The organism is Lichenibacterium ramalinae (assembly GCF_004137085.1).
In the GTDB taxonomy this organism is placed as follows: domain Bacteria; phylum Pseudomonadota; class Alphaproteobacteria; order Rhizobiales; family Beijerinckiaceae; genus Lichenihabitans; species Lichenihabitans ramalinae.
The window spans coordinates 227,085-252,938 of the sequence record NZ_QYBC01000001.1 but is presented as its reverse complement, the minus strand read 5'-3'; the positions used below and the strand labels follow the sequence as shown (position 1 = coordinate 252,938).

23 protein-coding genes are annotated in these 25,854 nt (G+C 73.3%); 11 read left to right on the top strand and 12 right to left on the bottom strand.

Annotated features, from left to right (window positions below):
- Window positions 1–180 precede the first annotated feature (180 nt).
- The gene (locus D3272_RS01190) at window positions 181–2,136 is read left to right on the top strand and encodes an AMP-binding protein (protein ID WP_129217245.1); all 1,956 of its coding nucleotides are present in this window, start codon (window positions 181–183) and stop codon (window positions 2,134–2,136) included.
- Here D3272_RS01190 and D3272_RS01185 read toward each other — a convergent pair.
- Entirely contained in the window at window positions 2,099–2,830 is a 732-nt protein-coding gene (locus tag D3272_RS01185; RefSeq protein WP_129217244.1) for a cytochrome c biogenesis CcdA family protein, read from the bottom strand. The two genes, D3272_RS01190 and D3272_RS01185, sit on opposite strands and share 38 nt — an antisense overlap.
- Window positions 2,831–3,062: 232 nt before the next feature.
- Here D3272_RS01185 and D3272_RS01180 point away from each other — a divergent pair, with 232 nt between their 5' ends.
- The 3 genes from D3272_RS01180 to D3272_RS01170 are packed head-to-tail and all read left to right on the top strand — an operon-like array spanning window position 3,063 to window position 5,182.
- The gene (locus D3272_RS01180; protein WP_129217243.1) at window positions 3,063–3,509 is read left to right on the top strand and encodes a hypothetical protein; all 447 of its coding nucleotides are present in this window, start codon (window positions 3,063–3,065) and stop codon (window positions 3,507–3,509) included.
- 15 nt (window positions 3,510–3,524) lie between these two features.
- Window positions 3,525–4,526, top strand: coding sequence for a P1 family peptidase (locus D3272_RS01175; protein ID WP_129217242.1), 1,002 nt, complete (start codon window positions 3,525–3,527; stop codon window positions 4,524–4,526).
- A gap of 35 nt (window positions 4,527–4,561) precedes the next feature.
- Window positions 4,562–5,182: a ParB-like protein gene (locus D3272_RS01170; protein WP_129217241.1), complete on the top strand. Its 621-nt coding sequence runs from the start codon at window positions 4,562–4,564 to the stop codon at window positions 5,180–5,182.
- Between the two features lie 17 nt (window positions 5,183–5,199).
- Here D3272_RS01170 and D3272_RS27095 read toward each other — a convergent pair whose 3' ends face one another.
- The 4 genes from D3272_RS27095 to D3272_RS01150 form a co-directional block, all read right to left on the bottom strand.
- Entirely contained in the window at window positions 5,200–5,373 is a 174-nt protein-coding gene (locus tag D3272_RS27095) for a hypothetical protein (protein WP_165361161.1), read from the bottom strand.
- A gap of 136 nt (window positions 5,374–5,509) precedes the next feature.
- Complete coding sequence (locus tag D3272_RS01165; protein WP_129217240.1) at window positions 5,510–6,565, bottom strand: aldo/keto reductase; 1,056 nt, start codon at window positions 6,563–6,565, stop codon at window positions 5,510–5,512.
- 169 nt (window positions 6,566–6,734) lie between these two features.
- Window positions 6,735–7,994: a DUF2778 domain-containing protein gene (locus tag D3272_RS27805; RefSeq protein ID WP_245496309.1), complete on the bottom strand. Its 1,260-nt coding sequence runs from the start codon at window positions 7,992–7,994 to the stop codon at window positions 6,735–6,737.
- Between the two features lie 413 nt (window positions 7,995–8,407).
- Window positions 8,408–10,531: an ATP-dependent helicase gene (locus tag D3272_RS01150; RefSeq protein ID WP_165361160.1), complete on the bottom strand. Its 2,124-nt coding sequence runs from the start codon at window positions 10,529–10,531 to the stop codon at window positions 8,408–8,410.
- 225 nt (window positions 10,532–10,756) lie between these two features.
- Between D3272_RS01150 and D3272_RS01145 the strand changes: the two genes are divergently transcribed.
- Window positions 10,757–11,320: a metallophosphoesterase gene (locus D3272_RS01145; RefSeq protein WP_129217238.1), complete on the top strand. Its 564-nt coding sequence runs from the start codon at window positions 10,757–10,759 to the stop codon at window positions 11,318–11,320.
- A 71-nt stretch (window positions 11,321–11,391) separates the two neighbouring features.
- On the opposite strand, the gene D3272_RS01140 is transcribed toward D3272_RS01145, so the two are convergent.
- On the bottom strand, window positions 11,392–11,844 hold the full coding sequence (locus D3272_RS01140) for a DUF2794 domain-containing protein (RefSeq protein ID WP_129217237.1): 453 nt from the start codon (window positions 11,842–11,844) through the stop codon (window positions 11,392–11,394).
- A gap of 504 nt (window positions 11,845–12,348) precedes the next feature.
- Between D3272_RS01140 and htpG the strand changes: the two genes are divergently transcribed.
- From htpG to D3272_RS01120, 4 genes are all read left to right on the top strand, one after another.
- Window positions 12,349–14,277, top strand: a complete 1,929-nt coding sequence (htpG, locus tag D3272_RS01135; RefSeq protein WP_129217236.1) for a molecular chaperone HtpG — start codon at window positions 12,349–12,351, stop codon at window positions 14,275–14,277.
- 13 nt (window positions 14,278–14,290) lie between these two features.
- Complete coding sequence (gene prmC / locus D3272_RS01130) at window positions 14,291–15,148, top strand: peptide chain release factor N(5)-glutamine methyltransferase (protein ID WP_245496308.1); 858 nt, start codon at window positions 14,291–14,293, stop codon at window positions 15,146–15,148.
- A 216-nt stretch (window positions 15,149–15,364) separates the two neighbouring features.
- Entirely contained in the window at window positions 15,365–16,303 is a 939-nt protein-coding gene (gene pip, locus D3272_RS01125; RefSeq protein ID WP_129217234.1) for a prolyl aminopeptidase, read from the top strand.
- Between the two features lie 236 nt (window positions 16,304–16,539).
- Complete coding sequence (locus tag D3272_RS01120; protein WP_129217233.1) at window positions 16,540–17,097, top strand: bleomycin resistance protein; 558 nt, start codon at window positions 16,540–16,542, stop codon at window positions 17,095–17,097.
- Between the two features lie 228 nt (window positions 17,098–17,325).
- Here the strand turns inward: D3272_RS01120 and D3272_RS01115 are convergent, their stop codons facing one another.
- The 3 genes from D3272_RS01115 to D3272_RS01105 form a co-directional block, all read right to left on the bottom strand.
- Entirely contained in the window at window positions 17,326–17,607 is a 282-nt protein-coding gene (locus D3272_RS01115) for a hypothetical protein (protein ID WP_129217232.1), read from the bottom strand.
- Between the two features lie 128 nt (window positions 17,608–17,735).
- Window positions 17,736–20,321 (bottom strand): ABC transporter permease, encoded by a 2,586-nt coding sequence (locus tag D3272_RS01110; protein ID WP_245496307.1) that lies wholly within the window; start codon window positions 20,319–20,321, stop codon window positions 17,736–17,738.
- Window positions 20,318–21,034 carry an ABC transporter ATP-binding protein gene (locus D3272_RS01105; RefSeq protein ID WP_129217231.1) on the bottom strand — a complete coding sequence of 239 codons (717 nt, stop codon included), beginning with the start codon at window positions 21,032–21,034 and terminating at the stop codon, window positions 20,318–20,320. Before D3272_RS01105 ends, D3272_RS01110 begins: the two co-directional genes overlap by 4 nt.
- A gap of 84 nt (window positions 21,035–21,118) precedes the next feature.
- On the opposite strand from D3272_RS01105, the gene D3272_RS01100 reads away from it, so the two are divergent.
- Both D3272_RS01100 and recF read left to right on the top strand, forming a co-directional pair.
- Window positions 21,119–21,757, top strand: a complete 639-nt coding sequence (locus tag D3272_RS01100; RefSeq protein WP_129217230.1) for an arylesterase — start codon at window positions 21,119–21,121, stop codon at window positions 21,755–21,757.
- Between the two features lie 25 nt (window positions 21,758–21,782).
- A complete protein-coding gene (gene recF, locus D3272_RS01095) occupies window positions 21,783–22,946 on the top strand; it encodes a DNA replication/repair protein RecF (RefSeq protein WP_129217229.1) in 1,164 nt (387 codons plus the stop codon).
- Between the two features lie 14 nt (window positions 22,947–22,960).
- On the opposite strand, the gene D3272_RS01090 is transcribed toward recF, so the two are convergent.
- Genes D3272_RS01090 through D3272_RS01080 form a run of 3 tightly spaced genes read right to left on the bottom strand, consistent with a single transcriptional unit; the run spans window position 22,961 to window position 25,751 of the window.
- Window positions 22,961–23,278: a cupin domain-containing protein gene (locus tag D3272_RS01090; RefSeq protein ID WP_129217228.1), complete on the bottom strand. Its 318-nt coding sequence runs from the start codon at window positions 23,276–23,278 to the stop codon at window positions 22,961–22,963.
- Window positions 23,279–23,316: 38 nt separating this feature from the next.
- Window positions 23,317–24,297, bottom strand: a complete 981-nt coding sequence (gene rfaD / locus D3272_RS01085; RefSeq protein WP_129217227.1) for an ADP-glyceromanno-heptose 6-epimerase — start codon at window positions 24,295–24,297, stop codon at window positions 23,317–23,319.
- Window positions 24,294–25,751, bottom strand: coding sequence for a PfkB family carbohydrate kinase (locus D3272_RS01080; RefSeq protein ID WP_129217226.1), 1,458 nt, complete (start codon window positions 25,749–25,751; stop codon window positions 24,294–24,296). The genes rfaD and D3272_RS01080 overlap by 4 nt, the downstream gene beginning before the upstream one ends.
- Between the last annotated feature and the right edge of the window lie 103 nt (window positions 25,752–25,854).

Here is a 25,854-nt window from a genome sequence, read left to right as displayed (position 1 = left end):
CCACCTTCTCCCGCCAGCGGGAGAAGGGCGCTCCCGACGATCCCACGTCGCCCCGCGTTCGGAGCCCTGCCGCAACACCGCGCCCGATTGCGTCGTGGCGGCCCCTGCCGCAAGCTGGCGTCTCCCGCCGCACGTTGGCGGGCAAGGCCGGGATCACGGCCGGATCGGGAGGGAGCCGGGATGGCGAGCCGTTATGCCGAGGTCCATGCCGCCTGGCGCCGCGACCCGGAGGCCTTCTGGCGCGAGGCGGCCCGGGCCGTCGACTGGATCCGCCCGCCCGACCGCATCTTCGATCCGGCGTCGGGCCCCTACGGCCGCTGGTTCCCCGATGCCACGCTGAACATCTGCCACAACGCGCTCGACCGCCACGCCGACGGCGCGCGCCGCGACCAGGTCGCCCTGATCCACGACAGCCCCGTCACCGGGGCGGTGTCGCGCTTCACCTACGGCGAGATGCGCGACACGGTGGCGACCCTGGCGGCCGTGCTGGCGGCCGAGGGCGTGGGATACGGCGACCGCGTCGTCCTCTACATGCCGATGATCCCGCAGGCGGTCTTCGCCATGCTGGCCTGCGCGCGGATCGGCGCCGTCCATTCGGTGGTGTTCGGCGGCTTCGCCGCGGCCGAACTCGCCAAGCGCATCGACGACGCCGCGCCCAAGCTGGTCCTCACCGCGTCCTGCGGGGTCGAGCCGGCCCGCATCGTGCCCTACAAGCCGCTGCTCGACGAGGCCCTGCGCCTCGCCCGCCACGCGCCCGCCCGCTGCCTCGTCTGGCAGCGGCCGCAGGCGCCGGCGGGCCTCGTCCCGGGGCGCGACCGCGATTGGGCCGAGGCGGTGGCGGCGGCCGAACGGGCCGGGATGCGGGCGGCCTGCGTGGAGGTGAAGGCCACCGACCCCCTCTACATCCTCTACACGTCGGGCACGACCGGCCTGCCCAAGGGCGTGGTGCGCGACACCGGCGGCTATGCGGTGGCGCTGGCCTGGTCCATGCCGAACCTCTACGGCGTCGCGCCCGGGGAGGCCTTCTTCACGGCCTCCGACATCGGCTGGGTGGTGGGCCACAGCTACATCGTCTACGGCCCGCTGATCCACGGTGCCACCAGCGTGCTCTACGAGGGCAAGCCGGTCGGCACGCCCGACGCCGGCGCCGTCTGGCGCGTCTGCGCCGACCATGGCGTCGCGGCCTTCTTCACCGCCCCGACGGCCTTCCGCGCCATCCGCAAGGAGGACCCCGACGGCGTGCTGCGGCGCCACCACGACCTGTCGCGCCTCCGCACGCTGTTCCTCGCCGGGGAGCGGGCCGATCCCACCACGGTGCGATGGGCCGAGCAGGGCTTCGGCCTGCCCGTGGTGGACCATTGGTGGCAGACCGAGACGGGCTGGTGCATCGCCGGCAACCCGGCGGGCCTCGGGCTGCTGCCCACCAAGGCGGGCTCGCCCACCGTGCCGATGCCGGGCTTCGCCCTCAAGGCCGTCGACGAGGCGGGCGCCGAGGTGCCGCCCGGCACCATGGGGGCGCTGGTGATCGCGCTGCCGCTGCCGCCCGGCGCCCTGCCGACGCTGTGGGGACAGGACGGGAGGATGGTGGACAGCTACCTGTCGGCCTTCCCGGGCCATTACGAGACCGGCGATGCCGGCACGGTCGACGCCGACGGCTACGTCTGGGTGATGGGCCGCACCGACGACATCATCAACGTGGCGGGCCACCGCCTGTCGACCGGTGGCATGGAGGAGGTGCTGGCGGCCCATCCCGATGTGGCGGAATGCGCCGTGATCGGCATGAGCGACGCCCTGAAGGGCGAGGTGCCGCTCGGCTTCCTGGTGCTGAAGGCCGGCTCGGCCCGGCCCCGTGCCGCCGTCGAGGGCGAGGTCGTGGCGCTGGTGCGCGAGCGCATCGGGCCGGTGGCGGCCTTCAAGCTGGCCGTGGCGGTCGACCGGTTGCCCAAGACCCGCTCGGGCAAGATCCTGCGGGGCACGATGAAGCGCATCGCCGACGGGGCGGACTGGGCGCTGCCCGCCACCATCGAGGACCCGGCGACGCTGGACGAGATCGGCCTCGCCCTTCTGGCCCGGGGCCTGCCGGCGGAGCGGCCCGCCGTCAGCCCAGCCGTGCCAGGCCCGGAAACGTCTCGATGATCCAGAACGACAGGCTCTGCATGCCGCCCGACAGGAAGGCGATGCCGGTCAGCACCAGGGCGGCCCCGGCGAGCTTCTCCATGGTGGCGAAGTGGCGCCTGAAACCGCGCAGGAAGGTCGTGAAGGTCCCGATGGCGACGGCCGCCAGCACGAAGGGCAGGCCGAGCCCGGCCGAATAGGCGAGCAGCAGCGCCGCGCCGCTGCCCACCGTCGCCTGGGAGCCCGCCACCGCCAGGATGGCGGCGAGGATCGGCCCGATGCAGGGCGTCCAGCCGAAGGCGAAGGCCAGCCCCATCGCATAGGCGCTCCACAGCCCCGGCGGACGCTGCACCTCGACGCGGGCCTGCCGATAGAGGAGGCCCAGCCGGAACAGGCCGATGAAGTGCAGCCCCATGACGATGATGCCGAGGCCCGCCACGATCGACAGGGCCTCGCCGTGCTGGCGCAACAGCGTGCCGAAGGCCGAGGCCGTGGCGCCGAGGGCGACGAAGACGGTGGAGAAGCCCGCCACGAAGAGCAGGCTGGCCAGCAGCGCGCCGCGGCGCGAGCGGCCTGCGTCGCCGCCCTGCAACTCTTCCAGCGTGGTCCCCGCCATGAAGCACAGGTAGGGCGGCACCAGGGGCAGCACGCAGGGGCTGAGGAAGGAGACGAGGCCGGCGATCAGCGCGGCCGGGAACGACACGGAACTGGGCATGGAGGATCCGTAGAGGATCGGCGGCGAACAGGCGAGGTCTTCGCCGCGGAGCCGCCCGCCGCACGGGCGGTGCCGGCCGGACCGCGTCCCACCGTTGCGGCGGTGCGACACGTCGCGGGATTCGTGTGGGCGCCGGGCGAATCCGTGCGGCGGGACGGGGCGCTTCGGCGTTAGATGAAGGTATTCGGCGTCAAATGGGCGAGTCGGCCGCATGGCCGCGCGGGAGATGAGCTTGCGTCACTGGTTCCCGGCCCTCGTGGCCACCACCCTCCTGGCCGCGGCGTCGCCGGCCAGCGCCACCTCGCCGCTGATCGCCAACGGCGACTATCCCTATTGGAAGCTGAACTACGCCCATTACGACACGACCTACGCGGACATCGAGAGGAAGGCGCACCACCTCGCGACCTTCCGCTGGGATGCCGAGGTCTATTGCCGCTACCGCACCGGTTGGCAGGGCCCGGGCGCCTACCGGATCGGCGACCGGTTCCGCACCCGCGCCGGCTGGGACGGCGGCTATCCCTGGCAGGGCCCGGGCGTTCCCGCCGACCACGATGGCGACGAAGCCATGAACGTCTACCGCGCCGATTATGCGCGAGAATTCGGCCGCGAGCCGGTCTGCGCGCCTGTGCGCCACTACCGCCATATCCGCCGCGAGGTCGTGCTGCGCCGCAAGTACTGAGGCGGCCCCGCCGCCTTGGCCGCCACGCGCAACCTCATCACGGACGTGCCGGGCCTGCGGGTCGGGCACGCCGATGACGGGCGCCTCGCCTCCGGCCTGACCGCCGTCGTGTTCGACCGGCCGGCCACCGCTTCCATCGCCATTCACGGCGGCGCGCCCGGCGTGCGCGACACGGCGCTGCTCGAACCCGAGATGACGGTCGAGGGCGTCGACGCCCTGGTGCTGTCGGGCGGATCCGCTTTCGGGCTCGACGGCATGGGCGGCGCCATGGCGGCCCTGGCGGCGCAGGGTCGGGGTTTCGCCGTCGGGGCGGCGCGCGTGCCCATCGTGCCGGGCGCGGTGCTGTTCGATCTCGCCAACGGCGGCGACAAGGCCTGGGGCCGCCGCCCGCCCTATTGGGACCTCGGCCACGCGGCCGTGGCAGCGGCGGGGCCGCACTTCGCGCTCGGCAGCGTCGGGGCGGGGCTCGGCGCCACCACGGCGGACCTCAAGGGCGGGCTCGGCTCGGCGAGCGCCGTCACGCCCCGGGGCTACCGCGTCGGTGCCCTCGCCGCCGTCAACGCGCTGGGACAGGCCACGGTGGGCGACGGCCCGCATTTCTGGGCCGCCCCCTACGAGCGCGACGCCGAGTTCGGCGGCCTCGGCCTGCCGCGCTCCGGCCCCGCGGGCGCCCCCCCGTTCCGCACCAAGGGTGACCGGCCCGAGAACACCACCATCTGCGTGGTGGCGACCGACGCGCCCCTCACCAAGGCGCAGTGCAAGCGCCTCGCCGTGGTGGCCCAGGGCGGCCTCGCCCTGGCGCTGCGGCCCGCCCATGCGGCGCTCGACGGCGACGTCGTCTTCGCGGCGGCGACGGGGCTGACCCCGCGCCCGGTCACGGCGCGCGACCTCACCGAGATCGGCGCGCTGGCGGCCGAGACGCTGGCCCGGGCGGTGGCGCGGGGTGTCTTCGCGGCGGCGGCGCTGCCCTTCCCCGGCGCCCTGCCGGCCTGGCGCGACAGGTTCGGCCAGCCCTGATAGGGAGTGAGGCCAAGCTTAGTCCAGGATGGCCCATGTCGACCCGCGAACCCCTGCTTCAGACGGTGCCGATCGCCGAACTCCGACCCACGCAGGTGACGGTCGGCTTCCGCGAGGTGGCGGAGAAGCGCCGGGACTGGAGCGAGCGGCCCGACGGCGACCGCGCCGAATGGCTCGGCCGGCACATGATCCCGGTCCTGCTCGGCCCGAAGAAGCGCCCCTACGTGATCGACCACCACCACCTGACGCGGGCGCTGCTCGAGGAGGGGTGCGCCGGCGTGCTGGTCAATGTCGTGGCCGACCTCAGCATGCTCGACCGGGACGCCTTCTGGGTCTTCGCCGACAACCGGGGCTGGTGTCATCCCTACGACGCCGAGGGGCGGCGGGCGGGCTTCGACGACATCCCGAAATCCATCGCCGATCTCGCCGACGACCCTTTCCGCAGCCTCGCGGGCGCGCTGCGCCGCGCCGGCGGCTACGCCAAGGAGACGGTGCCGTTCACCGAGTTCATGTGGGCCGACGCCCTTCGGCGGCGCATCAAGCGGCGCGAAGTCGACGCCTCCTTCTCGGGCGCCCTGCTGCAGGCGCTGGAATTCGCCAAGAGCCGCGACGCCCGCTACCTGCCGGGCTGGTGCGGGCCCAACGACGGGACCTGACGGCGGGGGAGGGCGCCTCAGTCCTCGTCGTCGGCCATCAGCGCGTCGAGTTCCCGCGCGACGGCGCGGGCATCCTCCTCGCCGTGCCCGAGCTGCGGCATGTCGTTGACCACGGCCGGGAGGTCGGTCGCGGCGTCATACACCGTCCAGCTGCCGTCCTCCTCCTGGCGAACCACGTAGCGCGGCGTCATGAGATGCCCTCCGGTCGGGTCTGGGTCCGGCGGGAAGTCTTGCCCCGCGCGGCGGCGGGCGGCAAGCCCGCCGGACCGGCGCGGAGGCAGGCGCCGGGCCTTGCTCGCCGGCCTTGCTGGCGAGCCTGGGCCGCCCTCAGGGTGCCGGGTTCTGGTGCACCTGGTGGATCGCGTCGATGCGATCCTCGAGTTCCGGCGTGATGGCGACGTCGGCCGAGGCCAGCGCCGTCTCGAGCTGCGCGATGCTGGTCGCCCCGATGATGTTGGAGGCGACGAACTTGCGCGAGGTCACGAAGGCCAGCGCCATCTGGGCGGGGTCGAGGCCGAACTCGCGCGCCAGCGCCAGGTAAGCGTCGATCGCCGTGGCGACGCCGGGCTTCTCGTAGCGCTGGCCGCGGTTGAACAGCGTCGAGCGGGCGCCGGCCGGCCGGGCGCCGCCCTGGTACTTGCCGGTGAGGTAGCCCTGGCCCAGCGGCGAATAGGCCAGCAACCCGACGTCTTCGCGCAGGCCGATCTCCGCCAGCCCGAGCTCGTAGTTGCGGTTGATGAGGTTGTAGCTGTTCTGGATCGCGGCGATGCGGGGCCCGTGCCCTGCCTCGGCGGCGGCGAGAAAGCGCATGGTGCCCCAGGGCGTCTCGTTGGACAGGCCGACGTGGCGGATCTTGCCCTCCTCGACGAGGCGGCCGAGCGCGCCCAGCGTGTCGGCGATCGGCACGGAATCGTCGGGCCGCGGCAGGTCGCGGAACACGTTGCCGCCCGCCCCGAACAGGCTCACGACGCGGTCGGGCCAATGCAGCTGGTAGAGGTCGATGTAGTCGGTCTGGAGGCGCTTCAGCGAGCCCTCGACGGCGTAGCGGATGTTGCCCTCGTCGAGCCGGGCCGGCTTGCCGCCGGGGCGAAGCCAATCGTTGCTCGAGCGGCCCGACACCTTGGAGGCGACGACGATGCGCTCGCGGCCACCCCGGCTCTTCAGCCAGGTGCCGATGATCCGCTCGGTCGAGCCCTGGGTTTCGGCCTTGGGCGGGATGGAATACATCTCGGCCGTGTCGATGAAGTTGATGCCGCGGCCGATGGCGAGATCGAGCTGGGCGTGGCCCTCGGCTTCGGTGTTCTGCTGGCCCCAGGTCATGGTGCCGAGGCAGATCGACGTGACGTCGAGCCCGGTGCGGCCGAGCTTGCGCTTTTCGAACATGGATGGGGATCTCCGCCGGATCGTCGTGCCCGGCCTTGGCGGGGGGCGGGCATCGGCTCACCCCGCAGGACTGCGACGCGACCGGCGCCGCATCGTCTCCGCGGCACCCGACCCGTCCCGTCCAGGATAGGGCCGAACCCCGGGCCTGTCGAGGCGCGGCCGCGGCGGCTCAGCCGAGGCCCGGCACCACCACCAGCCGCCGCACCTGGCCGTTCTGGTAGGCCCGCAGGAAGGACGCATAGTCGCGGAACGACACGCAGCCGTTGGAGTCGCCGTTCGGCCCCAGCATGAAGGTGTGGGCCAGCAGGCCGGTGCGGCCGAACACGCCGCCGCCGCCCACGGGGTTGAGGCGCAGAGCCTGGACGCCGTGGAACAGCGATTCCCGCAGGGTCAGGTCGTAGACGTGCGGCGGCGTCGGGCCGACGTTGCGGGCCGCGACGTGGCGCGGGTCGTCGATCATCCGGCCGAGGCCCGAATGCGCCTCGAGCTTCGAGCCGTCCGGCATGTACACGGTGTGGGCCGAGATGTCGTAGACGGCCGTGTAGGGGGTGCGCGAATAGTCGTGCGCCGAGGGGACGACGGCGGGGCGACCGAACAGGCCGTCCTCGGGCGACGCATAGGCGAGCGTCGGGCCGTTCGACGGCTTGAGGGCCCCGAAGAACCTATCGAGGAACGAGCGGTTGTCGGCCGGGATGCCGGGCGCGACCGGGGTCGGCGCCGTGTCGGTGTTGCGCGCCGTCTGGCGGCGCGGCGCCCGGGGCGAGGGCTCCGGCGCGGCGATGCGGAAGTCGGGCCGCGGCGCCGGCAGCGGCACCGTCACGGCCTGCGGGACCTCCGCCCGCTCGGGCCCGGCCGCGACGGGTGCCACCACGGACGGCGCCACCACGGTCGGCGCCACCGGGACGGGCGCCGTGTCGTGCGGGGCTTCGGGCAGCGGCAGCAGCATGGCGAATTCCGGAGCGGGCGTCGGCGCCGCCGCCTCGGTGGTGCCGGGCGTCGGCGGCACGAAGCGTGCGGGCAGCGGCGCGCTGTCGGCCAGGGCCACGGGCCCCTGCGCGGGAGCGGGGTCGATCAGGGCCGGTGCGGCCGGGGGCGGCAGGGCGGCGACGGGCGCCGCGGCCGACTGGAAGGCGCCCTCGAGGCCGGGCGCGGCGGGCGCCGTCGCGGCCAGGCGTGCCGGCTCGGGGCGGGACAGTTCGGGCAAGGGGGGAGCGGGGGGCGTGTGGAACGCGGCGGTGAGCCGGGCCGTGCCGGCATTCTCGACGGTCGGCTGCGGCGCCGCCGCACGGTGGTCGATGAGCCAGGACCCGACCAGCACCCCCAGGGTGACGGCCCCCGCACCCGCCACCGTCCATGTCGAGTGCCGCTGCGACAGGCGCCCGCGATCGAAGGGGAACAGATCGAAGGGGGTGGCGGACGTGTCGGTCATTCGCCTCGCTTTCGGGGTGGGGCTCTCCGACCCGGCGCCGTCGTGCCGTATGTCGGAAGGTCCTCGGCAGTGCTGTGACGTCACATTGAGGCTGAGTTTGGTTAATCGACGCTTAAACCGGCGACGCGATGCCGCGTTTGCTGTCGAGACGCGCCCGGTGGCGGGGGGTGCCGGGTCGATTGTGTCCGATGTGCGGAAACAAGGCGGAGCCGGGGCGGCGGCGCGAAGGTCTCCCGATGTCGCTCGGGTGCCGGGCCGAGCAGCACGACCGGGAGCACAAAGTCGACGGCGTCCCGTTCACGCCGGGCTCCAGCGCGCTTTCGCTCTCGGCGGATGCGCTCCAGCCCCCAATCCATGGCGGTATCATCGACTTGGAAGCGCCGGGGCGTCTCCGGGACCGATACGGCTCGACGTCAGCCCCACAGGCCACGCGCGGCCGATTTCGACGCCACGAGCTTGAGCCGGACCAGCCGCGACAGCACCGCCTCCGGCGTCTTGCCGGTGGCGGCGCAGATCTCGCCGAGGTCGCCCGCGATGGCGAAGCTCGACTGCAGCTTGGCGTCGTCGCGGGCCGTCCATTGCGCCGCCGCGGCTTCCGGGTCCGGCGCGAAGGGCGTGACGTCGGCGGGGTCGACCGCGTAGCCGCGCTTCGCCGCACCGGTCTCGCGCGTGCCCTTATCGCGCGTGCCCTCGGCGCGCGCCCGGCTCGCCGCCGGGCCGGGCGGCACGGCTTCGACCTTCTTGGCTTTGGCCGGCGCCGGCTCGGCCTGGTAGGGCGGGCCGAGGGGCAGCAGCACGTCGGCGTCGGGGTGGTCCGGGTCGGTACCGACATGGGCGTCGCCGGCGAATTCCGCCACGAACCGCGACCGCTTGGAGGCGCTGCCGCCGCGCTCGGCCGCGTAGGTGAGGCCGAGGATGCGCTTTGCCCGCGTCACCGCCACATAGGCGACGCGCCGCTCCTCCTCGATCTCGGCCCCCGCCACCGGCATCACGCCCTCTTCAAGCCCCACCACGAAGACCGCCTCCCATTCGAGGCCCTTGGCGGAGTGGATCGTGGACAGGACGACGGCATCGCCCGAGGGCCGCCGCAGGGCCCGGCTCTGTTCGGCGATCCGCTCCATCAGGCCGTCGAGCCCGTCGCATTCCGCGGCGAGGCCGGCGAGCGCGTCGCACAGGTTGGCCCAGTCGCGCTGCTCGCGCTCCGCCGACTTCTTCGGCAGCGCGTCCGACACGACGCGGCGGGCGTGCCGGCAAGCGTCGGCGAAGGAGGCGCGGCCGCTGGGCGGCACCTTGTCGAGCCGCCGCCGCACGCTTTCGCCGCGCTTGCCCGTGCCCATCTTCTCGATGGCGCGGCTCTCGTCGGCGTCGAGCAGGTAGAAGAGCGCGCCGAGGAACAGCTTGGCGGCCGCGCTCTGCCACAGGTCGCCGGCGCCGCGCACGTCGAAGGGGATGTGGAGCGCCTCGAGCGCGCCCTGGAAGGCGAGGCCGGTGGAGCCCGCCCGGTACAGCACGGCAATCTCGCTCGGCGCCACGCCGTCGCGCAGCAGCGTCCGGATGGCCCGCGCCACCTGGCGCACCTCGGCGTCCGGGGTGGAATAGCCGCGGATCGCCACGGCGCCGGCCGCCTCGAGGGCGGGGCCGTAGTCTTTGGCGAAGCGGTCGCGGTTGCGGCCGATGAGCCGCTTGGCGCCCGCCACGATCTCGGGCGTCGAGCGGTAGTTGCGGTCGAGCAGGTGCAGCACCGCGTCGCGGTGACGGCGCTTGAAATCCAGCGTGTAGCGGATGTCGGCGGCGCGAAACGTGAACAGCGTCTGGTCGTCGTCGCCCACCGCCCACAGGTGCACGCCGCCGGAGCGGAAATGCTCGATCAGCCGGTGCTGGCCGAGATTAATGTCCTGGTACTCGTCGACGAGCAGGTGGTCGACGGCACCCGATACGGCGCGGCCGTAGGCCGGGTGGTCCGCCATGGCGCGCAGCAGCAGCGGCACCATGTCGGCGAAGTCGATGGCGCCGGCCTCGCGCAGGGCCGCCTCGTAGGTAGCGAAGAAGGCGGCGGCGCGGTGGCCCGCCTCGTCGTCGCGCGCGAGGCTCCGGGCATAGGCGCCGGCATCGAGCAGCTGTTCCTTGGCGCCCGCGATGATGTCGAGGATGTCGCCCTCGTCGTTCCAGTACATGCGCCGGGCCGAGAACACGGCGCGCTGCTGGTGGGCGCTCCACACGTCGATCCGTTCCGGCAGGCCGGCGAGGTGGGGCTTGCGTTGCAGGCAGCGCAACGCCAGGCTGTGGAAGGTGAAGACGCGGAGTTCGGCCGGGTTGTCGAGCGCGAGGTCCCGGGCGATGCGCAGCCGCATCTCCTCGGCGGCCTTCTTGGTGAAGGTCAGCGCCATGATGCGCTGCGGGTCGACGCCGCTGTCGCTGAGGTGTCGGAAGCGGCCGACGAGCGTCGAGGTCTTGCCCGAGCCGGGGCCGGCGAGCACGAGCTGGATCGGGTGGTCGGCGCTGGCGGCGCGGCGCTGCGAGGGGTCGAGGTCGGCCATCCCCCTCCATGCCACAGACGCCGCGCGCGTGGGAAGCGCGGGCAGGCCGGGGGTGGGGCGCTGCGGGCCGGTGGACCTCCGGATGTCGCGGCGCTTCAGGGTCTGCGGCGCTCGAAGGCCTGCGGCGCTCGAAGGCCTGCGGCGCTCGAAGGCCTGCGGCGCTTGGCAGCGGCGCGGGCATCCGGGCGCGGCACGCCCTATAACGGAAGCCCGACCCGAGGCGCCATGACGACCTTCTTCACGGCCGATACCCATATCGCCGATCCCCACATCCTGCGCATGCGCGCCTTTCCGTCCATCCACGACCACGACGAGGCCGTGATGGCGCGCTGGAACGCCCGCATCGGCCCGGAGGACGAGGTGTGGCACGTCGGCGACGTCTTCGGCGGCATCGGGCGGGACCGCTGCGCGGCGCTGTTCGGGCGGCTCAACGGCATCAAGAGGCTCGTGGTCGGCAACCACGATTCCAACCGCGTGCTGCAGCTGCCCTGGGCCTCGCCCCCGGTCGATCACGCCCGGCTGACCCTGCGCACCGCGGCAGGCGACGAAGTGCGGCTCTACCTGTCGCATTACCCGATGCGGTCCTGGCCCGGCCTGTGGCGCGGCACGCGCCACCTCCACGGCCATACCCACGCCATGCTGACCGGCACCAGCCAGTCCTGCGACGTCGGCGCCGACGCCTGGGACTACACGCCGGCGACGCTCGGCGAGGTTCTGGCCCGGCAGGACGCGACCCCGACCCTGCCCGAAGAGCTGGCCGTGTGGGCGGCCCGCCGCGCCGGCGAATAGCCGCGGCAGGTCCCAAGGGTGGCAGGTCCGAGGCGTGGCAGGTCCGGGGCATGCGGCGTCCCCGGCGCGCGTCACACCACGACGAGCTTGGGGCGCTTGTCGAGGGCCTGGAGCACGCGGGCGAGGTCCGGCCCGCGCTTGAGGATGAGGCCCGTCGCCGCCACCACCGCATAGGCGCCCTGGCGGCGCGCCAGCGACGGGTCCTTCTCCACCCGGTAGAGCGGCACTTCCGAGGCGCGGCGATAGATGGAGAACACCGCCTTGTCGGGCCGGAAGTCGATGGCATAGTCGCGCCACTCGCCCTCCGCCACGCGGCGCCCGTAGACGTTGAAGATTTCGCGCAGCTCGTGGCGGTCGAAGGACACGACGGCCGCGGCGGGCTGGGGCCGGGCTTCGGGCGCCGGGGCGGGCTGGCGCCGGGGCGGGAACGCCGCCACCGATCCGCCCGCCGCCTGCGGCACCGCATGGCCAGCGTCCTGCCCCGCCCCGTGTCGCCGCCCCTCCGGCGTGTCGCCTTCGCTCATCCCGGTCTCCATGCTGGGGTCGAGAATGGCGCGCCGCCGAGGCGGGTTCAAGGCTCGGTGCGGGATCCCACCGATGCCGGCTCCCGCGCACCGCGGGATCCCGACGATGCCGCCGTGCCGCCCCCCGGTCGCCTCGGGGCCGCCCCGCGCCTGCTGCTTTGCCGGGCGACATCGTCGGAGCCGTTCGGCGCCCCGCGCACCCTGGCGTGTCAGCCCCCACGGCCTTCCGGGTCCGCGCCGACCTCGCCCGTCGAGGTCCGCCGTCGGATGGACCGGCAGCGAGCTTCCCCGGCTCCTGCCGGTCTTTTTTCGGCCGCGATCCGCCTTGCGGTCCCGGGACCCAGCCGCGATATGAGGTGCGCTCCCGCGGCCTCGAGGCTTCGGGGGACGGGGTCGGCCGCAAGGTCCCCCATCGGCACGGCACCGTCCCGGTCGCGCCGGCCCGGAGCCCGCCCTCGACGCGGCCCGGCCGCCCCGGGCCACCACGGAGGGATCGCGAGTTCCATGAGCGAGGCTGACATCCAGACGACCGAGGGCGCGGCAGCGGCGGCGCCGGGCGAAACCAAGTCGTTCCAGGCCGACGTGTCGCGCCTGCTCGACCTCATGGTCCACTCGATCTATTCGGAACGCGACGTCTTCCTGCGCGAGCTGATCTCCAACGCGGCCGATGCCTGCGAGAAGCTCCGCTACGAGGCCATCGCGGCACCCGACCTCATCGCCGACGGCGAGGGTTTCGCCATCCGCGTCGTGATCGACAAGGACGCCAAGACGCTGTCCGTGGTCGACAACGGCATCGGCATGGCGCGGGACGACCTCGACCGCGCGCTCGGCACCATCGCGTCCTCCGGCACCAAGGCCTTCCTGGACCGCATCGGTTCGGAGGCGGAAGCCGAGAGCGGCAACCTCATCGGCCAGTTCGGCATCGGCTTCTACTCGGCCTTCATGGTGGCGCGCAGCGTCGAGGTGCGGACCCGCCGCGCCGGAGCCGACGAGGCCTGGCTCTGGACCAGCGACGGCAAGGGCTCCTACGCGGTGGCGGCCCTGCCGCTCGCCGAGGCGCCGGCCCGGGGCACGCGCGTCACGCTGCACCTCGACGAGGACGGCGCGAAGGAGTTCCTCGAGCCCTGGCGGGTCGAGCGGCTCGTCAAGGAGCATTCGGGCGCCGTGGCGGTGCCGATCGACCTGCAGGAGACGCCGGAGGCCGAGCCGCGCCGCCTCACCGACGGCGCCGCCCTCTGGGCCAAGAACAAGTCCGAGATCACGCCCGAGCAATATACCGAGTTCTACCGCGGCCTCGCCGCGCAATACGACGAGCCGGCGCTCACCATCCATTACCGCGCCGAGGGTCGGCACGAATATTCGGTGCTGGCCTTCGTGCCGGGCTCGAAGCCCTTCGACCTGTTCGATCCCCAGCGCAAGGGCCGCACCAAGCTCTACGTCCGCCGGGTGCTGATCTCGGACGAGGCCGACCTGCTGCCGGGCTGGCTGCGCTTCGTGCGCGCCGTGGTCGATACCGCCGACCTCCCGCTCAACGTGTCGCGCGAGATGGTGCAGAACAGCCCCGTCTTCGCCGCCATCCGCAAGGGCGTGACCAACCGCGTGCTCGGCGACCTCGCCAAGATGGCGGAGAACGACGCGGACGGCTTCGCCACGGTGTGGGAGAACTTCGGCGCCGTGCTGAAGGAGGGGATCTACGAGGACCCCGAGCGGCGCGACACCCTGTTCAAGCTGGCGCGCTTTGCCTCGACGAGCCACCCCGAGGGCGGCCGCACGCTGGCGCAATATGTCGCCGGCCTGCGCGAGAACCAGACCGCCATCTACTACCTCGTCGGCGACGACCTGAAGCGGCTCGGCATCAGCCCGCAGCTCGAAGGCTTCAAGGCGCGCGGCATCGAGGTGCTGCTGCTCCCCGATGCCGTCGACGCCTTCTGGGTGTCGAATTCGGCCGGCTTCGACGGCAAGCCGTTCAAGTCGGTGACGCAGGGCGCGGCCGACATCAAGGCCGTGCCGCTGGCCGAGGGCGCCAGCGCGCCCGAAAGTCAGGAGGTGAGCCCCAAGCTCGCCACCCTGCTAGCCTTCATGAAGCAGACCCTGGCGGATTCCGTCGAGGACGTGCGGGCCTCGGACCGGCTGTCGGAGAGCCCCGCCTGCCTCATCGCGCCGGAGTTCGGCCCGGACCGCCGGCTCGAGAAGATCCTGGCCCAGCACGGCAAGCTCGGCAGCCAATCGAAGCCCGTGCTCGAGATCAACCCCGGCCACCCGTTGGTGGCGGCGCTGGCCGAGCGCTTCGCCGGCGAGGGCGACCGCGCCGTGGTGGAGGACTCGGCCTGGCTGCTCCACGACGAGGCCCGCATCATGGACGGCGAGCTGCCGGCCGATGCCGCGCTCTTCGCCGCGCGCCTGCGCCGCGTCATGGAGAAGGCGGCCGGGTGACACGGCCGGCCCCGTGCCGGACCTCGGCGCGACGCTCCGCGACGCCGTCCGCCGCCTGCGGGCGGCGGGCGTGGACGGCGCCGAGGGGGACGCCCGCATCCTGCTGCTCGCCGCCACCGGCCTCGACCGCGTCGCGCTGATCCGCGACCCGGACCTGCCGGTGACGCCCGAGGCGGCGCTGCGGCTCGAGGCTTGGCTCGCCCGCCGCGCCGACCGCGAGCCCGTGTCGCGCATCCTCGGCCGGCGCGACTTCTGGGGCCTCGGCCTCGTCGTCACTCCCGACGTGCTCGACCCCCGCCCCGACACCGAGACGCTGGTGGCGGCCGTGCTCGACGGGCTCGGCGCCCGCCGCGGCGCGCCGCTGCGGCTGCTCGACCTCGGCACCGGCTCGGGCGCCATCCTCTGCGCGCTGCTGGCCGAACTGCCGGCGGCGACGGGCTGGGCCCTCGACCGCTCCGCCGGGGCCTGCGCGGTGGCGCGCCGCAACCTCGCCGCCCACGGCTTCGCGGCACGGAGCCTGGTGATCCAGGGCGACTGGGCGGCGGCGCTGGCGCCGGGCGCCTTCGACGCCGTCGTGTCGAACCCCCCCTATATCGAGAGCGCCGTCATCCCCGGCCTCGACCGCGACGTGCGCGAGCACGACCCCCTGGCGGCCCTCGACGGCGGCCCCGACGGCCTCGCCGCCTACCGGCTCCTCGCCGCCGACCTGCCGCGCCTGCTGGCGCCGGGCGGCGTCGCGGCTTTCGAGGTCGGCCGCGGGCAGGACGGGGATGTGGCGGGACTGATGCGGGCGGCGGGGCTGGCCGGCATCACGACGCACCCCGACCTCGCCGGCATCGCCCGCGTGGTGATGGGGCGTGTCGTGCCCTGATGCCGACCGCATCGGCCCTGGGTCGAGCGTGGAGGGGCGACGACCGTCGGGGAGGCGCGGGGTCGAGGTTGGGCGCGCCGCGCGGCCACTTCGTCGCGCTGACGCGGCACGTCGGTTCGCCATGGGTTCCTGATTGAGGACCTGTTCGATCGATAGTGGAATCGGTACACTGGCTCGACGCAGCAAGCGGGCATCGCGTTGTAGCAGGGGCGTGCCATGCTCGAGCCTCCAATTCAACCTTTCGCGACCGGCATGTTGCGTCGCGACGACGGCGCCGAGATCTATTGGGAGGCGTCCGGCAGCCCCGACGGTCGGCCGGCGCTTTTTCTCCATGGCGGTCCCGGGTCGGGTCTCGGCTCGGGCGGCTATCGGCGCCGGTTCGATCCCGCGCGCCACCTCATCATCGGCTTGGACCAGCGTGGCTGCGGGCGGAGCAGACCGCTCGTCACGGAGTCGCCGGCCGTGCTGCAATCCAACACCACTCAGACTCTCGTCGCCGACGTCGAGGCCGTGCGGGCCCATCTCGGGATTGCGCGCTGGCTTGTCTCCGGCGTGTCCTGGGGAACGACGCTCGCGCTGGCCTACGCGCAGGAGCATCCCGAGCGGGTGACCGAACTGGTACTCGCCGCCGTGACCACGACGAGCCGCGGCGAGGTCGACTGGATCACCGAGGGCGTAGGGCAGATCTTTCCCGAAGCATGGCATCGCTTCGAGCGTGCGGCGTACCGTGGCCCCGGCGAGCGCATCGTGGAAGCCTATGCGCGGCGCCTCGCAGGGAGCGATGCTGCGGAGCGGCGCCGTGACTGGAATGCCTGGGAAGCCGCGCACGTGTCGTTCGACGGTTCGGTAACGCCGGGCAGATGGGCCGGCGACGAAGGCGCGGCTGCTGTCTTCGCGACCCTGGTCACGCACTATTGGGCGAACGACGGCTTCCTGAAGGGAGACCGCGCGATCCTGTCGCGCATGGACCGCATCGCGGAGATTCCGGCTGCCCTGATCCACGGCCGGCGCGATGTCAGCGGCCCGGCGGTCACGCCGTGCCGGCTGCACCGCTTATGGCCGGCGAGCCGCCTCACGATCGTCGAAGGCGAGGGCCATGGCGGCCCCGAGATGCTGGCGTTGGCGCGCCGGGCCTGCGACGGCTTCGCCGCCTGAGGACCGCTCCGGGTGTTGGGAAAGACCTGCATCGTCCCTCGATATGAAGCGTCCTGCATCGTCCGACCTTCGCGCGGTTCGTGCGGGTCGCCTTTGCGCGATGGTGCCCGATCGCGGAGACTTGCGCGCGAGTCGCCCGCTTCGCTCGGGGCATGCGCCGCGTGACCGTCCGGGGTGGGCCAAAACCGACCCTCGGACGTCGACCATCAGCCACATCGAAGAACGAGAGTGCCGATATGGAACCGCTCGCAGACCCCGATGCCCGCGCTCGATCCTCCGGTTCCGGCGCGATACCCGACGGCGGTTTCTCGGCCCTGACCCCCGAACTGAGCGTCCAGGACCTCGATGTGAGCCTGAGATTCTGGTGCGACTGCCTCGGCTTCACCGTCGCCTACGATCGTCCGGCCGCCCGCTTTGCCTACCTGGTGCGGGGCAAGGCGCATGTCATGCTCTGCCAGATCAACGGAAGGTGGGACACCGGCGAACTCCTGCACCCCTTTGGACGTGGGGTGAACTTCCAGATCCTGGTCGAGCGGTTGGACCCGATCCTCGCCACGCTCGAAGCGGCGCGCTGGCCGCTGTTCGAGGTGCCGAGCGAGGCGTGGTATCGGGCCGGCCCGGTGGAGGCCGGTCAGCGGGAATGCCTTGTCCAGGATCCCGATGGCTATCTCGTGCGGCTCGCCGAAATCTTGGGCCAGCGATCTCCGACACCGCCGCCTCCGGCCCGCGTTCCCGAACCTCCACGGCAACCCGCTCCGGACAGTCTCCCGACTTCCAGAAGGATACCACAATGAGCATCCGCGTCGGCATCAGCGGTTTCGGCGGCGGCGAGGCAATGCGTGTGATTGACGAACGAAGCTAGGCTTTTAACCGACGATGTGGTCAGAAAAGCCGGCCCAGCTGGTGAGCCTGTAGCGTCATGAGAGGCCCGGTTCCGGACTCGGTTGTCGTCGCGGCATCGAAGCGGCCCATGCGGGATCGGTACGTGGCAAGCCGCGCGTCCCCGCCATGGGCCGCGTCCCTCAGCAGCTCTCGGGCACGTAGCGGCACTTGATGTCGTGCTCGTTCTGCAGCTCGATGGCGCCGTCGCTGCCCGCCGGGTAGCCGCCGTAGGCGCCGTTCGGCCCCTGCACGTAGTTGCCGTAGCCGTAGCGGTTGACGTGATAGGTCGGGTCCTCGCCGCGGGCGCGGGCGGCGCCGAGCTGGTCGTATTGCGGCGAGGAGCCGGTCTGGGCCATGGCGGCCGGGGTGAGGGCGCCCGAGGCCAGGAGGCCCAGGGTCGCCATGATGAGTTTCGAACGCATGGTGGTGAGGCTTTCCGTCGTGTTCCGCCCTATGCCATCCAACGCGCCCGCACCTTTGCGGGTGCCGGCCCTCGTGCCGGCGGGCCCTGCGGCGCCTCACCGCAACCCGCCGCGCCCGCCCCCGGGTATCACAGGCTTCGGAGGTAGCCGGCGGGCTTCTGCCCCAGGATGCGCCAGGTGCCGAGGAGGCCGAGTCCCACCGTGACGACCAGGGCCGCCAGGGCGGCCTCGACGGCGGGGGCGGGCGCGAAGGTGAAGTCGAACCCCATCACGGCCTTCACCACCCCATAGGCGGCGGCGGTGCCGGCCAGGATGCCAAACAGCGCCGTCCCGAGGCCCAGCAGCGCATATTCGATGACGAAGGCCAGCAACAGGCGCTGGCGCGTTGCCCCCAGCACCTTCAGCATGACGCTGTCGTAGACCCGCGCCCGCCGCCCGGCGGCCAGCGCCCCCGCCAGCACCAGCACGGAAGACAGGATCGTGATGGCGGAGGCGGCCCGGGTCGCCGTGCCGAGCTTGCCCACGAAGGCGTTCACGGCCTCGAGCACGTCGCGCACCCGCACCGTGGTGACGGCCGGATAGGCTTCGGCCACGTCGCGGGCGAGGCGCGTGTCGCGTGCCGGGTCGTCGGTCGGGTAGGCGGCGGTGGCGAGCGCCATGTAGGGCGCGCCCCGGAAGGCGTTGGGCGAAAACACCATGACGAAGTTGATGCCCATGGTCTGCCAGTCGACCTTGCGCAGGTTGGACACCGTCGCCGTGACGGGGCGGCCGAGGACGTTGACCGTCACGGTGTCGCCGAGCTTCAGCCCGATGCCGTCGGCGAGTTCCCGGTCGAAGGAGACGAGCGGCGTCCCGGCATAGTCCTTGGGCCACCAGTCGCCGGCGACGACGCTGGAACCCTTGGGCGGGGCATCGGCGAAGGTGATGCCGCGGTCCCCCTCCAGCACCCAGGTGGAACCCTCCCTGGCCTTGACCTGGTCGGCCGGCACGCCGTTCACCGCCGTGATGCGCCCGCGCAGGATCGGCACCTCCTCGATCACGGCGGCGGGCGTCTTGGCCTTGACGAAGGCGAGGAAGCCCTCGGCGTCGCGGTTCGGCACGTCGGCGAAGAAGAAGGACGGCGTCACGCCAGGCCGCGTCTCGGTGATCTGGTGCTGGATGTTGCTGTCGATGAGCGCCAGCGTCACCAGCAGCGTCAGGCCGAGACCCAGCGACAGCACCACGGCGCCGGTCAGGGCGCCCGGGCGGTGGATGTTGCCGAGCGCCAGCCTGAGCTCGACGTTGCGGGGGCGGGGCAGGGCGCGGGCCAGGACCATGTAGCCCCAGGCCACGAGCCGCAGCAGCGCGAAGACCAGCAGCGTGCCGGCGACGTCGTAGGCGGCCAAGCGATGGTCCTGCGAGAAGCCCACCGCGCTCGCCACCAGGGCCAGCACGGCGACGCCGAGGGCCAGGCGGTAGCCGAGCCGCAGCCGGCCGGGCTCGGGGTCGACGGCGTCGCGGAACAGGGCCGAGACCGGCACGTCGTGCACGCGCCCGAGCGTCGGCAGCGAGAAGACGAGGGCGGTGAGCAGGCCGTAGAGCGCGCCGAGGCCCAGCGCGGCCGGGTGCAGCGACGGCACCAGCGGCAGCGGGATCAGCGCGCCGAAGCCCGCCACCGCCGCATAGGGCATGGCGGCCCCGATGGCGAGGCCGGCCACCACGCCGAAACCCGCCACCAGCATCACCTGGGCGAGGCCCATGGCGAAGACCGCGCCCCCGGGGGCACCCAGCGCCTTCAGCACCGCCAGGCTGGCGCGCTTGCGCTCCATCGCGGCCTTCACGGCATTGGCGACGCCGACGCCCCCCACCACCAGCGCGGTGAGGCCGATGAGCGTCAGGAACTGGGTGAAGCGGCCGAGGTTGCGGTCGAACTCCGGCGACACGTTGTTGCGGGTCTTGATGTCCCAGCCGGCCTGCGGGAAGGCGGCCCGGGCCGCCGCCACCGTGCGGCCCAGCGCGGCATCGTCGTCCGGGCCCGCCAGCGCGAGGCGCGTGGTGAACTTGGCGAGGGTGCCGGGCTGGATCAGCTTGGTGGCGTCGAGCCCCTCGCGGCTCATCAGCACCTCCGGGGCGAAGGCGATGCCGCCGGCGAGCCGGTCGGGCTCGGAGCGCAGGATGCCGCGCAGCGCGAAGGCCGTCGCCCCGATCGAGACGCGGTCGCCGACCTTGAGGCCGAGCCGCCCCACGATGGCGGCATCCGCCACGAGGCCGAAGGTGCCGTCGACGGGCGCCAGCGCGCCGGCCAGCGGCTGGGGCGGCTCGAGCCCGACGCTGCCCGCCAGCGGATAGGCGGCGTCGACCGCCTTGACGTCGATGAGCCCCGCTTGGTCCCCGGCCCGCGCCATGGAGCGGGCCGTGACGATGTGGCTGAGGCGCCCCCGCGCCGCCAGCCAGTCCGTCTCGGCCCGGCCCAGGGGCTGCGACACGGTGGAAAAGGCGGCGTCGCCCCCGAGCACGGCCCGGCCTTCGCGGCCGAGGCCCTCGGACAGGCTGCCCGCCACCGAACCCACGCCCGCGATGGCCGCCACCCCGAGCGCGATGCAGATCAGGAAGATCCAGTAGCCGCCGAGCCCGCCGCGCAGGTCCCGCCAGGCGAGCCGCAGCGCCACCGGCAGGCCGAGGCCGGCGCGGCCGGCGCTGCGTGCCGCGACCGCGCCCGCCACCTCCGCCGTCACGAGGCCATCCCCAGCGCGGCCGCCGTGTCGGTTTCGACTTGTCCGGTTTCGACCTGGCCGGAGCGGATCCGCACCGTGCGGTCGCAGCGCGCCGCGAGGCCCGGGTCGTGCGTCACCAGCACCAGCGTGGCGCCGCGCTCGCGCCGCGTCGCGAAGATGAGGTCCATGATGGCGCGGCCCGTCGCCTCGTCGAGGTTGCCGGTCGGCTCGTCCGCCACCAGGATGGCGGGATCGGGCGCCAGCGCGCGCGACAGCGCCACGCGCTGCTGTTCGCCGCCGGACAGCTGCGAGGGGTAGTGGTGCAGGCGCTCGCCGAGCCCGACGCCCTTCAGTTCGGCGGCGGCCCGGTCGAAGGCGTCGCGGCGCCCCGCGAGTTCGAGCGGCACCGCGACGTTCTCCAGCGCCGTCATGGTGGGGATGAGGTGGAAGCTTTGGAACACGATGCCGATGTGCCGGCCGCGGAAGCGGGCGAGCCGGTCCTCGTCGAGCCCGTCGATGCGGGTGCCGTCGACCGTGACGGCGCCGCGCTCCGGCCGCTCGAGCCCCGCCAGCACGCTCAGCAGCGTCGATTTGCCGGAGCCGGACGGCCCCGTCAGGCCCACGGCCTCGCCCTTGGCCACGCTGAGATCGATCCCCTTCAGGATATGGACTCGGGCCGCCGCGCGCCCCAGACTCACATGGACCCCCTCGAGCGAGATCGCAGCTTGGTTCATCATGCATCCTCACGCGGCCCGGGCCGTCAGCCCTCCCCATATGGGCGCCTGCCGCGACCTTGTCAGTCGGGGTTGGGCTTTCTGATGGTCGCAGCCACCCTGGCGGCCGCGCTCTGCGCCGCCTCGGCGGGGCCGGCCCGTGCCGCGACCCGGATCGCCGCCTTCGGGGACAGCCTGTCGGCCGGCTACCAACTGCCGGCCGCCGCCGCCTTCCCGGCCGTGCTGGAAGGCGCGCTGCGCCGGGACGGCTACGACGTCGCCGTCGACAATGCCGCGGTCTCGGGCGACACGACGCAGGGCGGGGTCGAACGGCTCGACTGGTCGGTGCCGGACGGGACGGCCCTCGCCATCGTGGAGCTCGGCGCCAACGACATGCTGCGCGGCATCGACCCGGCGGTCACGGCGAAGAACCTCGACGCCATCGTGTCGGGCCTGCAGAAGCGGCACATCGGCGTCCTGCTCGCCGGCATGTACGCGTCGCTCGAGCTCGACGCGGCCTATCGCGAGCGTTTCGCCGCCATCTTCCCGTCGCTGGCCAAGCGCGCCGGGGTGCCGCTGTACCCGTTCTTCCTGGCCGGCATCATCGGCCATCCCGAACTGCACCTCGCCGACGGGGTCCACCCCAATGCCGCCGGGGTCGCCGTGATCGTCAGGAACATCCTGCCAACCGTCGAGGAAAGCCTCAAGGGGCTCGGCGTCCAGCCCTCGGGGGTGAAGGGTTGAGGGCGAGGGGGACCGCCGCATCGCCATGGTGACTCCCGACCGCCGCCCCCGCATCCGGCGGCTGGTGCTCGGCGACTTCCGGTCCTATCCCGCCCTGGACCTGCCCCTGTCGGGCGCCCCCGTGGTGCTGGCCGGGCACAACGGCGCCGGCAAGACCAACCTCCTCGAAGCGCTGTCCTTCTTCACGCCCGGCAAGGGCTTCCGCCGGGCCGAGCTGGCCGATTGCGCCCGGGATGCCGGGGGCGGCGGCTGGGCCGTGTCGGTCGAGGTCGAGGATGCGGCGCGCGAGGTCGCCGGCGTGCAGCTCGGCACCGGGCTCGAGCCTGTGGGCGGGCCGGCCTCGCGCCGCTGCCGCATCGACCGCGCGACCGTGCCTTCCGCCAAGGGCTTTGCCGACTACCTGCGCGTCGTCTGGCTCACGCCCGCCATGGACGGGCTCTTCGCCGGCCCGGCCGCGGAGCGCCGCCGCTTCCTCGACCGCATCGTGCTGACCGTCGACAGCGAGCACGGCACCCGCGTCTCGGCGCTGGAGCGGGCGCTGCGCAACCGCAACCGCGTGCTGGAGGAGGGGCGCCTGTCGGGCCGCGTCGACGCCGCCTGGGCCGAGGCGGCCGAGCGCGAGGTCGCGGCGCTCGGTGTCGCGGTGGCGGCCGCCCGCCACGAGACGGTGACACGGCTCGCCGCGCTCATCGCGCTCCACCGCGACCCGTCCTCGCCCTTTCCCTGGGCCGACATCATGGTGGTGGGCGGCGTCGAAGCCCTGGTGGCCAACCACCCGGCGCTGGACGCCGAGGACCGCTACCGGGCCATGCTGCGCGACAGCCGGGGGCGCGACGCTGCGGCGGGGCGCACGTCGATCGGCCCGCATCTCAGCGACCTCGCGGTCCGCCACGGGCCCAAGGACGCCGAAGCCGCCCGCTCGTCGACGGGCGAGCAGAAGGCGCTGCTGGTCGGTCTCGTGCTGGCCTCGGCCCGGCTCGTCGCCGCCATGAGCGGCATCGCGCCCCTGGTGCTGCTCGACGAGATCGCGGCGCATTTCGACCCGCTGCGCCGCTCGGCGCTCTACGCCGAACTCGCCGCCCTGGGCGGCCACGTCTTCATGACGGGGGCCGACCCGGCGCTGTTCGCCGACCTCGTCGAGGCCGAGCGCTTCGAGGTGACGCCGGGCGCGGTGCGGCCCGGGGGCTGACGGCGCGCCAGGCGCTATCCGACGGCGGCGAGGTTGGTCTCGACCAGCAGGGTGTCGGTGTCGAAATTCGCCAGGTGCCAGGTCCCGGCCGGGAAGACGAAGACGGTGCCGGCCGCGAAGGGGCGCTCGCCGTCCTCGGTGGCGAGCGTGCCCGAGCCCGACACCACCTGCACGAACTGGTCGTGGTCGTGGCTGTGGCGCGTGCCCCGCGTCCCGCCCGGCACCGCGACCGAGACGAGCGACATGCCCGGCAGGTCGATGCGGCGCTTGCTGAGGCCGCCCGGCGCCGCCGCCGGCTCGACCTCGTCCCAATCCACCACGTGCCGCGCCATGGCTGTCCCCCGTCCCCGCCAGACTGAACGCCCGAACCTCACCGATATTCGTCGTCGACCACGAGATGGTTGCACACGTAGTCGGCGACGGCGGCCTCCAGCGACGCGAAGGGCCGCTCGAAGCCCGCCCGGCGCAGCCGGTCCATGCGGGCCTCGGTGAAATACTGGTACTGGCCGCGGATCGCCTCCGGCATGTCGACGAAGTCGATGCCGACCGCGACGTCGAGCGCCCGGCCCACCGCCAGCACGAGGTCGCGGAACGAGCGTGCCCGTCCCGTGCCGAGGTTGAAGAGGCCGGACACCTGCGGGTTGGCCAGGAGCCACAGCACGGCGGCGCCGCAGTCCTTGACGTAGACGAAGTCGCGGCGCTGCTCGCCGTCGGCGATGCCGGCGCGGTGCGACCGGAACAGCGCGACGCGTCCGCCCGCCGCGATGCCGGGCGTCGTCTTGGCGACGAGGGAGCGCATGTCGCCCTTGTGGCCCTCGTTGGGGCCGAAGACGTTGAAGAACTTGAGGCCGGCCCATTGCGGCGGCGCATGGCCCTCGGCGGCGCGCGCCACGGCCCAGCGGTCGAAGAGGTGCTTGGACCATCCGTAAAGGTTCAGCGGCCGCAGGCGGGCCAGCGCCTCGGGCGCGGCATCGTCGTCGAACCCGCCCGTGCCGTCGCCGTAGGTGGCGGCCGAGGAGGCGTAGAGCAGCGGCGTGCCGGTGGCGGCGCACCAGTCCCACAGCCGCGTCGAGAGGCGGAAGTTGGAGCGCAGCACGGCATCGCCGTCGCTCGCCGTGGTGGACGAGTTGGCGCCCATGTGGACCACGGCGGCGAGCCGCTGCCGGGCCGCCAGCCAGGGCTCGATCTCGTCGGGCAGGATCACGTCCCGCAGCCCGCGCTTGGCGATGTTGCGCCACTTGCCCTCGTGGCCGAGCGTGTCCGCCACCACGATGTCGCGGTGGCCCGCAGCCTCGAGGTCGGCGCACAGGTTGGAGCCGATGAAGCCGGCGCCGCCGGTGACCAGGATCATGCCGGAACCTTCCCGCCCCGCGCCACCAGGCGCGACGTCGATTGATCCGGCGTCAGCCGGGCCAGCATCACGCGGCCGCCGCCGGCCCTGACGACCTCGGCCCCCACCACGGTCTCCTCCGTATAGTCGGCCCCCTTCACCAGCAGGTCCGGCTGCAGCGCCGTCACCAGGGCGAGCGGCGTGTCCTCGTCAAACAGCACCACGGCGGCGACGCCCTTCATGGCGCCCATCACGGTCGCCCGTGCCGCCTCGTCCTGCACGGGCCGGGCCGGGCCCTTGAGCCGGCGCACCGAGGCGTCGGTGTTGAGCGCCATGACGAGCCTGTCGCAGCCCGCCGCCGCCTGGCGGATCAGCGAGGCGTGGCCGGGATGGACGAGGTCGAAACAGCCGTTGGTCACGCCGACCGAGAGGCCCTGCCGCCGCCACCAGGCGCGGAGCGTCACGAGGTCGTCGAGGGCGAGCAGGCGCCCGTCCGTCACGTCCGCGCCCCCGTCGGCGGCGAGGTCGGCGAGCAGCTCCTCGCGCGACACCAGCGCGGTGCCGACCTTGCCCACCACGATGCCGGCGGCGTGGTTGGCGGCCCGCATGGCTTCGGCGATCGGCAGGCCGGCCGCCAGGCAGAGCGCCAGCGTGCCCACCACGGTGTCGCCGGCGCCCGACACGTCGAAGACTTCCTGGGCGACCGTCGGCAGGTGGATGGGTTCGCCGCGGACCGGGAAATAGGACATGCCCTTCTCGGAGCGCGTCAGCAGGATGTCGGCGCCGCAGAGCCCGATGGCGATCTCGGCAGCGGCCCGGGCCTCGGCATCGGTTTCGCAGGGGTGGCCGGTCGCCAGCGTCAGCTCGGCGCGGTTGGGCGTCACGATGCTGGCGCCGCGATAGGCCGACAGGTCGCGGCGCTTGGGATCCACCACCACCCGCTTGCCGGCCGTGGCGGCCGCCGCGAAGACCGCCGCCAGCAGCCCGTCCGAAACGACGCCCTTGCCGTAATCGGACAGGATCGCGATGTCGGCCTCGGCCACCGCGGCGGCGGCGGCCCGGGCCACGGCGGCATCCACGGCCTCCGGCAGCGGGCCGCGGTCCTCGTGGTCGATCCGGGCGATCTGCTGGTTGTGGCCGAGCAGCCGCGTCTTGCGCGTGGTGCGGCAGCGCGCATCCACCACCACCCGCTCGCGGGCGATGTCGCCGTGGCCGTCGAGCAGGCGCGACAGGGCCGCGAAGCCCTCGTCCGGCCCCGCCGCGCCGACGAGGTCGACCCGGCCGCCGAGATGGGCGACGTTGGCCGCCACGTTGGCGGCGCCGCCCGCCACGGCCCGTTCGCTGGCGAGGCGCACCACCGGGACGGGAGCTTCCGGCGAGATCCGCTCCACCTCGCCCTGCAGGTAGACGTCGAGCATCAGGTCGCCGATCACGGCGACGCGGGCCCGCGCCAGATCCTCGAACACGTGCCGCATCCCCGTCCGCCTCGCCCTTCCCGCCGCGGGGTCCTCCCGCCGGCGCGGCGCCGGTATGGCGCGGCGGGACGGTTTTGCCAAATCGCCCGGCGCGGGCCGCCGG